This window comes from Streptomyces sp. 3330 (assembly GCF_031456635.1).
Classification (GTDB): Bacteria; Actinomycetota; Actinomycetes; order Streptomycetales; family Streptomycetaceae; genus Streptomyces.
Genome location: NZ_JAVDVA010000006.1, coordinates 347,186 through 357,392, shown reverse-complemented (window position 1 = coordinate 357,392; position 10,207 = coordinate 347,186). Strand labels below are relative to the sequence as shown.

Below are 10,207 nucleotides of genomic sequence, written 5' to 3'. Positions count from 1 at the left end.
CGGCCGTCCATGCCGACGACGAGACCCCGCCGTCCGGGCCCTCGCCGCCCGCGCCCCCCGGGACGCCCCCGGCCACCGGCACGGCTCACCCGGACCCCGACCCCGCCGTCCGGCGGCCTTCGCCCGCCACCCGAACCTGCCGCCCGCCCTGCCGTCGGAGCTCCTCGACGACGAGCAACCGGCCCGCCACGCCGCCGCCGACCCCACGCTCGGCCACGGCACGCTCCGCGCCCGGCGGACGCTCCGCCGGTCAGCTGACGGCCGGGAGAGCCGCCAACGCCCGCGCGGTCTGCGGATACCGGGAGAGAAGGGCCGCCCCGGACGAGGCGACGCCGGGGCTCTCCCACGTCCCGTCGCACCCCAGCAGGGCCGCCAGCGTGTCGCAGGTCGCCGGGTGCGTGGCGAGAAGCGGCAGGCCGCCCGAGCGGTCCGCCGCCGACTCCACCGGGACCGGCAGCGGCTCCCGCGGAAGACGCCACGGCGGTACCCAGCCGTCCAGCTCGGCGAGCCGGGCGGGGAAGACCCGGCCCGCCTCACGGATCAGCAGCGGAGCCTGTTCGGCGCCGCCGGCCCGCAGGGTGCCGATGAGCGTCGGCAGCCAGGGCAGAAGTACCGCGTCGGGGAGCCGGGCAAAGGCGTTCGACACGGCCTCGACGACGAAGTCGGCCAGGCCCGGGACCGGTTCCAGGGCATGTACGAACCCGCTCAGATAGCGCGGATAGGCGGGCACCACCAGCGGGTTGGCGAGCAACTCCGCACAGCGCGCCCGCAGTGCCGTCCTCGGCAGCGTGCCCAGGTGGGTCTGTGCCGCCCACAGCAGTGCGGTGCGGGAGGGCTCGGCCGGGTGGGACTGGGCGAGGGCGAGTTCGAGCTGGGTGCGGTCGCAGCCCAGCGACAGCGCCAGACCCTCCATGCCGAACAGGAAGCCCAGCATCGCCGCGACCTGGCGGACGGTCGCGTCCTCGTCGGTGAACGCCGTCGGCAGCAGGGTGCAGTAGTGCGCGTACCCGGTCCTGACGAAGGACTCGATCCAGGGCGGGAGCACCGGTTCGGCGGTGCGGTAGTGGGCCAGCAGCCGCCGGACCCGGCGCAGCACCTCCGGCGCGCCGTCGACGGTGCGCTCGCTCGCCAGCACCTCCAGGGCCCGGGTGCCGAGTTCGTCGGCGAGACGGCGGCTGCGCAGACAGAGGATGGCGTCCTCGACGGCCTCCAGGACCTGCGCCGCCGTCGCCTGCGGGGCGTACGCGGCCCGCCGCAGCCGCTGTTCGAGAACCTGCTCGACGCTGACGCCCTCGTAGCCCAGCTCGATGAGGGCGCGCTGGTGGGTGCCCAGGGCCAGGTCCCAGGACTCCTGGAGGGAGCGTTCACCGAGACGGCGTTCACCCATGATGGGCCGGGCCGCGCCCTGCGGCAGCAGTCGGCGCAGCATCCACAGCAGGTCGGAGCAGTGCGCGAGTTCCGGCCGCGCGGCGATGTCCAGCAGCGCGCGCTGCACTCCGCGCTGCTGGAGCCTCAGGTCCAGCGGCGCGAGCCGGTCGTGCACGTCACGGGCCAGCGGCGGCAGCGCGTCGTATCCGACCTGGCCGACACGGTCGCCGCCCATCATGATCTCGACCAGCCGGCCCACGTCCCGCCGGCCCGGTACGGAGTCCTTCTCGATGCAGGTGACGGCCGCGTCCTGGAAGTCGTACGGCGTCGGCTTGGCCCGGTCGCGCATCCCGGCCAGCAGGATCGACGTCTCGAAGACGGCGATGGCGTCGGCGGTGGAGGCGAGGTAGCCGTTGCGGCGCGCGGCGCGCACGATCTCCACGGACCAGCCGAGCAGTTCGGCCTCGTCCAGGGCGTCGAGGGCGGGCGGTCGCCGGAGGAAGCCCGTGAGCCGGTCGTCGGCCGGTGCGGCCGGCGCGGGGGCCGCCGGAGCGAGGGCCTTTCTCGGCCCGGCGCTCTTCCTCGTGCCGGCCTGGCCCTCCAGGCGGAACGGGCGCACGCCGGTGCGCTTGACGTTCTTCGTCCATTCCGTCGCCGCGATGGACACCGAACCCGGGGCCAGTCCGAACTGCGCCTCGATCGCGCCGTGGCTGGACGGGATCAGGCCGTGCCGCCACGCGGTGCCGCTCGGCGGGCTGATGGTGAAGGTGTCGGTGCCGTGCACGCCGAACTCCGCGACACGGCTGGCCGCGTGGAAGGCGCCGCAGACGTAGAGACAGTCGGCGGGGTCGGCGCCGGTGGCGGCGAGGTGCTCGCGGATCCGTGTCCACATGTACCGCTCGCGGTCCTCGTCGGCCCGTACCCTGCGGGAATCGCCGGGGGCGAGGCGCCGGAAGAGGCTGCCGACGAGCAGCATCACCTGGCGGTAGGTGTCGTGGTCGCCGTCACCGAGGGGCAGTTCGACGTACTGGTGCCACCACTCCGACCAGTGCCGTACCCGGCCGTGGCGCAGCAGGTGTTCCTCGAGCTCGGCGAAGCGCGGGCGCAGGTCGCCGATCTCCACGCCGACGGCGTCGCCGTGCAGGGCGGTCTGCTCCGCCGGCTCGGGCGCGTCGGGATCGCTCTCGCCGCCGTCCTCGTCGCCGTCGGGTCCGGTCTCCCACTGGAAGACGTGGTCCGAGGAGCGGTCCACGAGGACGAGTTCGACGCCCGGGGTGTCGAGGGCGTAGGCGATGGCCTGGTATTCGGCGGAGGCCTCGGTGACCGGGGCGACCACCGAGAGCGGCGCCCAGTCGGCGGGGAAGCCCTCGATCTCGCTCGCGAAGGACTGGACCGCCACCGGCAGACGGCAGTTGCGCAGCTCCGTGAGGAGGGGGGCCATGTCCTCGCACAGCTCCAGGTAGACCGTCCTCGGCTGCTTCTCGCGCAGCCGGCGGGCCATGGCGACGGCCGAGGCCGGTGAGTGGTGGCAGACCGGGAAGATCTCCAGGGGTTCGCTCACCGCGCGTTCGACGTCGTCGACGATGCCCCGCAGAATGCCCTCCAGTGCCGCGGGTCCGTCGGCGAACGTGGCCGCGGCGTCCTGGAGCTGGGTGCGCAGGGCGGTGAAGGCACCGCCGTCGGCCGTCCCGGTCACGACAGGGTCGCGATCGCGTCGCGGCCGCCCTCGAGGAACTCCGGCCAGGAGCCGCCTTCCTCCTTGCTGCGCGGTTCGACGACACCGTGCAGGTACTTGTTGAGGATGGCGAGGTCCTCCGGTGCGCGCCGGGCCAGGGACCCGACGAGGGAGGAGGCCAGGGTGTGGGCGGTGAGGGCGCGTTCGCCGAAGAAGTTGCTGTGCAGGACGGCGTCCTCGAGAACGCCGATCTGCTCGGCGGTGGACAGGGCGGACTCCAGCTTCTCGTCGTCGCTGCCCGCGGCGGCCGAGGAGGCCCGCAGATCGGCGAAGCTGCGCAGCAGCACGTCCAGCAGGGTCGGCGGGACGTCCAGCTCGATCCGGTGGCGGCGCAGCAGCTCCTCGGTGCGGAACCGGACGATCTCGGCCTCGCTCTTCTTGTTGGTCACCACCGGAATGCGTACGAAGTTGAAGCGGCGCTTGAGCGCCGAGGAGAGGTCGTTGACGCCCCGGTCTCGGCTGTTGGCGGTGGCGATGACCGAGAAGCCGGGCTTGGCGAACACGATGTTGTCGCTGTCCCGGTCGCTGCCCAGTTCCGGGACCGAGATGTACTTCTCGGAGAGGATCGAGATCAGCGCGTCCTGGACGTCGCTGGTGGAGCGGGTGAGCTCCTCGAAGCGGCCGATCGAGCCGGCCTCCATCGCGGTCATGATCGGCGAGGGGATCATCGACTCGCGCGACTGGCCCTTGGCGATGACCATCGAGACGTTCCACGAGTATGTGATGTGGTCCTCGGTGGTGCCCGCCGTGCCCTGCACGACCAGCGTGGAGTTGCGGGAGATCGCCGCGGACAGCAGCTCGGCCAGCCAGCTCTTGCCGGTGCCGGGGTCGCCGATGAGGAGCAGGCCCCGGTCGGAGGCGAGGGTCACGATGGAACGCTCGACGAAGCTGCGGTCGCCGAACCACTTCGGGGCGATCTCCCGGTCGAGGCCGTCGGCGCGCTCGGAGCCCAGGACGAACAGGCGGACCATCTTCGGGGACAGCCGCCAGGAGAACGGTTTGGGGTTGTCGTCGATCGACTCCAGCCAGTCGAGTTCCTCGGCGTACTTGAGCTCGGCGGGGGCGCGCAGCAGGTCGGTCATCGAGGGCCTTTCCAGGAGATACGGGTGTCGAGGGACGGGTGGGTCAGGTGAGGAACGTCTTGAGTTCGTGGACGAGCTTGTCGATGTGGCCGGAGATCACCGGTGTGCCGAGGGCCTTGAACCGCTCCCGGAACCAGGGGTTGACCTCCTGCCGGCCGGAGCTGGTCACCGAGCCGACGGGGATGAACTTCACGCCGGAGCGGTGGACTTCCTCGATGCCCTCGAACAGCGGCTGGGAGCGGTCGAACTCGTAGAAGTCCGAGATCCACACCAGCACGGTGTTCTGGGGCTCGGTGATCTTCGGGCGGGCCATGGCCATGGCCACCGGGCCGTCGTTGCCGCCGCCCAGCTTGGTCCGCAGCAGCACCTCGAACGGCTCGTTCACCCAGGGGGTGAGATCGATGGCGCGGGTGTCGTACGCGATGAGGTGCACGTCCACCTTGGGCAGCCCGGCGAAGATCGACGCCAGGATGGTGCAGTTGACCATGGAGTCGACCATCGAGCCCGACTGGTCCACCACCACGACGAGCCGCTGCGGGGTCGTCCTGCGGGCGGTGTGGCGGTAGTAGAGGCGGTCGACGTAGAGGCGTTCCTCCTCGGGGCTGTAGTTGGTGAGGTTCTTCCAGATCGTGCGGTCGAGGTCGAGGTTGCGGAAGACGCGCTTGGGCGGGACCGAGCGGTCGATCGCGCCGGCCGTGGCCTTCTCCACCTGGGTGCGCAGCACCTCGGCGACCTCGTCGACGAAGCGGCGGATCAGCGACTTGGCGTTCGCGAGGGCGACCCCGGAGAGGTTGCTCTTGTCGCGCAGCAACTGCTCGATCAGCGACATGCTCGGGGTGAGCCGCGCGGCGAGCACGGGATCGGCCAGCACTTCGCGCAGCTGCATGCGCCGGACGAGATCCGCTTCGATGGCGCCGAGTTCCGGACCGAGACCGGGGACGAGCGCGGTGCCGGGGTGCGTGCCGCGCCCGCCGCGCAACTCCCCCGGCGGGCAGCCGAGAGCGCGCTCCAGCCAGCCCGCGTCGCTCTGCCAGCGGGACAGCCGGCCGGCGCTGACGGCTCCCGAGCCGGTGGAGAACACGTTCAGCAGCACCTTGGACACGAGCGCCGCCCGCCGCACCTCCGCCGCACGATCACGCGCGCCTTCGTCGGTCTCGGTGTCGGTGTCGGCCTCGGTGCCGCCCGTGTTGCCGCCGGTGTCACCGGTTCTGTCCGCCACCATCAACCCGTCGAACTCCGCGGCAAGTTCGGGGTGGCGCTGGACGATCGAGTCGACCGAGGTCTGCGGGTCCAGCAGCGCGGGCGGCAGGCCGATGTCCTCGACGACGGCGAGGCTCGCCGATTCGAGGCCGGCCTGCTCCTCGGGGTCGAAGAGCCGGGCCAGCAGCCGCCAGTAGAGGACTTGGCGGCGGTTGTCTTCCGGAACGGCTTCCGGCAGGGACTCGCTCATTTCCGCAGCAGCCTTCCCGCTCGCTCGCGCAGGACGGTCACGGCGTCGGTGGCGGCCTTCTCGGCCCGGACGCCCGCCTTGTCGGTGGTGCCGCCGGCCCACGCTCCCGCGTGGAGGGCGACCGCCTTCCTGCGCACCGTGGTCTCCACCGCGAGCGGCTGGAGCCGGAAGCCGCCGCCGTCCCAGCGCAGCAGGCCCACGCAGGCGCGGGAGGCCGCGACGGCCTCGGGCGTGAGCGGGCTCGCGGTCGGGATGCGGTCGGTGTCGACGGGGAGCGCGCGGCCGGCGACGGTGAAGGTGAGCGTGTCGCCCTCCCGTGCGCTGTCGTAGCCCTCGAGGAACACCGGCTCGGCGAGGCGCGCGGGGTGGCGGTCCAGGGGTGCGGTGGGCAGGGCGGCGGCGGCCGGCAGGACGACCCGCGCGGTGGCGAGGGCGTCGGCGGGCTCGCCCGCCCGGGCCCGGGTGTCGTCCCAGAGGAGGTCGCCCTCGTCGGTGAGGGGCATGGCGTCGAGTTCCATCGCCCGGCCTTCACCGAGGGCGGTGAGCAGCGACAGGTGGGGCCGCAGCAGCTGCCAGACGCCCGCCGCGACGACGGTGTCCGGCTTGGGCACCGAGACGCTCGCGCGCACCAGCCGGGGCGTGGTGCCGTCGGCCGGTTCGAACACGGCGTGGACCTGGGCCTGCGCGGCGGTGGCGTGTTCGTGCAGGTCGAGGCCGAGCGGCAGCAGACGGCCGGTGGCGGCCGTGACGGCGGGCCGGTCGGCGGCGCCGGGCACGGTCAGCAGCAGGGCACGGGACCACAGGTCGCCCCAGCGGCGTGCGGGGACCCTGTCCAGGGCGGATCCGGGGCAGGAGGCGGCGAGTTCGGCGGCGAATCCGTCGAGCAGGGTGGCCAGTCGGCGCAGCTCGGGGTCGGGCAGCATCGCGGAGACGATGGGCGCCGCGCCGCCGGCCAGCTCGTGGTCGATGCCCTGCCAGCCGGTGCGAGCCAGGTCCGACAGCCAGGTGCGGGCGGCGGCCGCCAGGTTCAGCGCCGGTCGTGCGGCGGGTGCCTCGGTGGCCCGCTCCTCGCGCGGGCGGCCGGTCACCTCGTCGACGCCGGCCGTGAGGGCGTCGTGCACGGCGCCGAACAGGGCGGTGCGAGCGGCGGCGAGGGTGACGAAGTCGTCCTCGCTCGCGGCTCCGGCGGCGGCCCTCCCGGCGGCCTCGGCGACCCGGTCGGCCAGCGGGCTGCCGCCGACGGCGCGGGCCAGCACGCCGAGGTCGTCCACCCGCTCGGGCCGGGGGCGCAGCAGGCCGGCGACGAGGGTCCGGTCGAAGGCGTCGGCCGCCGCCAGGGCCTCGCCGAGTCCCTCGACGGGTGCGGCGAGCAGGTCGGCGTGCTCCTTTGCGCTCGTCCCGCGCGCGTTCCGCGGTGTCTGCGGGGTGTCCGTCGCCCGGGTCGGCGGGAACCACTGCAGCTCCGGGAGCGGGGCGGTGACCGGGGGCAGCTCCAGGTAGGCCAGGTGGCGCAGGAACCGGCTGAAGACGGGGGCGGCGACCGTCTTGCCCTCCGCCTGCGGCGGGCGGGCGCCGGTCATCGCGGCGGTGAGGGCGGCGGCGCCGGGCTCCGCGCCCGCGGGCTCTACGCGCAAGTAACGGGCGACGCGGTCGGCGCCGTACTGGAGCACGGCCTCGGTGACCAGCGCGCGGATGTGGTTGCAGAACGAGCCCCGAGCACCGCCGCAGAGACGGTTGTTGTTGGTGCTGCACGCGAAAGCATAGGTGCGGGCGGCCACCGACGAGACGTACACCCGCTCGATGTCCGAGCCGCTGGAGACCACGCCCTGGAGGCGTCCGTCGGCCAGCTCGACGAACGGGACCTTGGCGAGCTTGCGGGGCCTCGCGGGCGGCATCACCCGGGCCGTACTCGAATTCTCCCAGTCGGACAACGCACCAGCTCCTTTGCGGCACAGGGCTTCGCACGCCGAATCGGCGCAGGACAGGGGGGGTTGCCGCGCCGGACCGGCGGCGACAACGACGAACTTACCGGGGGCCACTGACAACGCGGTCCGGCCGATGGGCGGAGGCGGTTCGTGACCGCGGGAGGGTTTTGTCCGCATACCGGTCGGCGCGGGCCCGGGCGCCCGGGCTCTTCTAGAATCCCGGTGATCACACCCGGGGGCGACAGCGGGGGCGTGGCGGTGCGAGGGGGCGGGGTTGAGCGGGGAGCAGGCGGCGTTCGGGGCGCTGCTGCGGGAGTTTCGGCTGGCCGCGTCGCAGACCATCGAGGGTCTGGCGGAGGCGTCGGGCGTGAGCGTGCGGGGCATCGGGGACCTGGAGCGCGGGCGGCGGGCGGCTCCGCAGCGGCGGACCGTCGCCGCGCTGGCGGACGGTCTGGGTCTGGCCGAGGCGGAGCGGGAGCGGCTGCTGACGGCCGCGCGGGCCGGGCGCGACGCGGGCTACCGCCCGGTGGGGGTGCGGGCGTTCCCGCGCGGTGTCGACGACTTCGTCGGCCGGGAGGGGGAGCTGGCGCGGCTGGCGGCGCTCGCGGAGCGCGAACCCGGGGCGCAGCCGGTGGTGGTGGCGGTGTCCGGGCCGCCGGGCACGGGCAAGACGACGCTGGCGCTGCACGCGGCCCGGGGCCTCGCCGGCCGTTTTCCGCACGGGCAGTTGGTCCTGGACCTGCGCGGCACGGACGACGATCCGCCCGGTCCGGGTGAGCTGGTGCTGCGGGTGCTGAAGGCCCTTCAGGTGGCCGACCGGGATCTCGCCCAGGCCGGACCGCAGGGCCATCCGGAGCTGTACCGGCAACTGCTGGCGGAGCGGAGCTGTCTGCTGGTCCTGGACAACGCTCGCGACGAGGCGCAGGTGCGTCCGCTGCTGCCGGCCGCGGGCGCGGGCATGGTGGTGGTGACGAGCCGTCGCATGCTGACCGGGTTGGACAGTGTGCACCGGCTGCCGCTCGGCGAGCTGGACCCCGGGGCGGCCGCCGCGCTCCTGGCCTCCCTCGTCGGAGCCGACCGCGCGGACGCGGACCCGGCGGCCCTCCGGGCGGTCGCGGAACGCTGCGGACACCTGCCGCTCGCCCTGCGGGTGGCGGGCAACTGGCTTGCCACCCGGACCGGTTGGAGCGTCCGCCGACTGGCCGACCGGCTCGCCGTCGAGGAGCGGCGGCTGGACGCGCTGGCCGCGGGGGACGTGCGGGTGTCCGCCGCCTTCGACCTCTCCTACCGGCAGCTCACCCCCGCGGCCGCCCGGCTGTTCCGGCGGCTCGCCCTGGTCCCCGGCCAGGACACGGCGGCGCCGGGCGCCGCCCGGCTCACGGGTCAGCCGGTGTTCGACGCGGAGGACACCCTGGAGGAGCTGGTCGAGACCGGGCTGCTGGGAACGGACGGGGACCGCTACCGTCTGCACGACCTGCTGCGGCTGTACGCCCGCACCCGTCTGGAGGCGGAGGAGAGCGCGCGGGACGTGGACCGGGCGCGCGGGGAGCTCTTCCGCTGGCTGCTGGAGACCGCGGTCGTCGCGGGCCGCTGGTTCGAGCCGGGGCACGGGGCTCCGCCGCCCTCCTGGCGGGGAACGGTCGACCTGTCGACCGCGGGCCGGGCCCGCGCGTGGCTCCAGGCCGAGGGCGACCACTGGCTGGCCGCTCTGCGTGCGGCGGAGGCCGCGGGTGAGCACGCGACCGTGGTGGAGGTGGCCGAGGCCCTGCACTGGTTCTCCGACCAGTGGATCTTCTGGGGTCACTGGCCCGAGGTCTTCGGCACGGCCGCCCGCTGCGCGCGGGCGCTGGGCGATCCGGCCCTGGAAGCCACCCAGCTCAACTACCACGCCTGGGCGCTCCTCGTGTGCGAACGCCGCCACCACGACAGTCTGCTCCGCTCCGCCGAGGCCCTCGCCGCGGCGGAGCGGGCGGGCGACACGGGACAGCGGGCCTGGGCCCACATGTACCAGGGCTGGGCGCTTCAGCAGATCGACGACCTCGGCCCCGCGGCCGGCCACATGCAGCGCGCCGCCCAGCTGTTCGAGACCGTCGGTGACCTGCACGGCGGCCTCCAGGCCCGGCACGGACGTGCGATCGTCCTGGCGAAGCTGGACCTGCCGGAGGAGGCGCATGCCTTCTACCAGGACACGCTGGCCTTCCTCGAGCAGGTCAGCGACCGCCTGGAGCCGCACATCGCCGACATCACCCGGGTCGGGCTGCACGCGGGCCTGGGCAGCAGCTTCGGCGTGCTGGAGCGCTGGCCGGAGGCGGTGGACCACCTGACCACGGCCGTCGCGATCTGCCGGGCCAGCGGCAACACCGCCCTGGAGAGCCGTCAGCTGGTCAACCTCGGCAAGGCGCTGCTGTCCGCCGGACGGACGACCGAGGCGCGCGCGGCCTTCGCGCGCTGTGTCTCGCTCGGTGTCCATGCCGACCCGCGCCCCGTCGCCGAGGCGCGCGGCCTCCTCGCCCGCCCCGACGCGCCCTGACCCCGCGCCCCGCCCCCGGTCCGCCGCGACACGGGGACGGGGCGGGACGGCGCGTGCCGTCGGCGGGCGAGGCCCCTTGCCGTGCCGCCCATCCTGCTCCCGCGGGCCGCCCCGTGT

At 74.1% G+C, this 10,207-nt stretch carries 5 protein-coding genes and 1 pseudogene; 1 reads left to right on the top strand and 5 read right to left on the bottom strand.

Going from position 1 to position 10,207, the window contains the following annotated elements:
• Nucleotides 1-250: 250 nt before the first annotated feature.
• The 5 genes and pseudogenes from J2X68_RS13625 to J2X68_RS13605 all read right to left on the bottom strand — a co-directional run.
• A complete protein-coding gene (locus tag J2X68_RS13625; RefSeq protein WP_310432763.1) occupies nt 251-3,064 on the bottom strand; it encodes a hypothetical protein in 2,814 nt (937 codons plus the stop codon).
• Nucleotides 3,061-4,185, bottom strand: a complete 1,125-nt coding sequence (locus J2X68_RS13620) for an AAA family ATPase (RefSeq protein ID WP_310432762.1) — start codon at nt 4,183-4,185, stop codon at nt 3,061-3,063. Before J2X68_RS13620 ends, J2X68_RS13625 begins: the two co-directional genes overlap by 4 nt.
• 43 nt (nt 4,186-4,228) lie before the next feature.
• Nucleotides 4,229-5,635, bottom strand: a complete 1,407-nt coding sequence (locus tag J2X68_RS13615; RefSeq protein ID WP_310432761.1) for a VWA domain-containing protein — start codon at nt 5,633-5,635, stop codon at nt 4,229-4,231.
• A complete protein-coding gene (locus J2X68_RS13610) occupies nt 5,632-7,008 on the bottom strand; it encodes a hypothetical protein (RefSeq protein ID WP_310432795.1) in 1,377 nt (458 codons plus the stop codon). The genes J2X68_RS13615 and J2X68_RS13610 overlap by 4 nt, the downstream gene beginning before the upstream one ends.
• Before the next feature lie 60 nt (nt 7,009-7,068).
• Nucleotides 7,069-7,530 (bottom strand): annotated as a pseudogene (locus J2X68_RS13605) (hypothetical protein); the annotation flags it as partial.
• 304 nt (nt 7,531-7,834) lie between these two features.
• On the opposite strand from J2X68_RS13605, the gene J2X68_RS13600 reads away from it, so the two are divergent.
• Nucleotides 7,835-10,090: a helix-turn-helix domain-containing protein gene (locus J2X68_RS13600; RefSeq protein ID WP_310432760.1), complete on the top strand. Its 2,256-nt coding sequence runs from the start codon at nt 7,835-7,837 to the stop codon at nt 10,088-10,090.
• The last annotated feature ends 117 nt before the right edge of the window (nt 10,091-10,207 follow it).

Excerpts from the sequence above, each read along its gene's own strand:
- J2X68_RS13620 (WP_310432762.1), bottom strand. The coding sequence starts at position 4,185 with ATGACCGACCTGCTGCGCGCCCCCGCCGAGCTCAAGTACGCCGAGGAA.
- J2X68_RS13615 (WP_310432761.1), bottom strand. The coding sequence starts at position 5,635 with ATGAGCGAGTCCCTGCCGGAAGCCGTTCCGGAAGACAACCGCCGCCAA.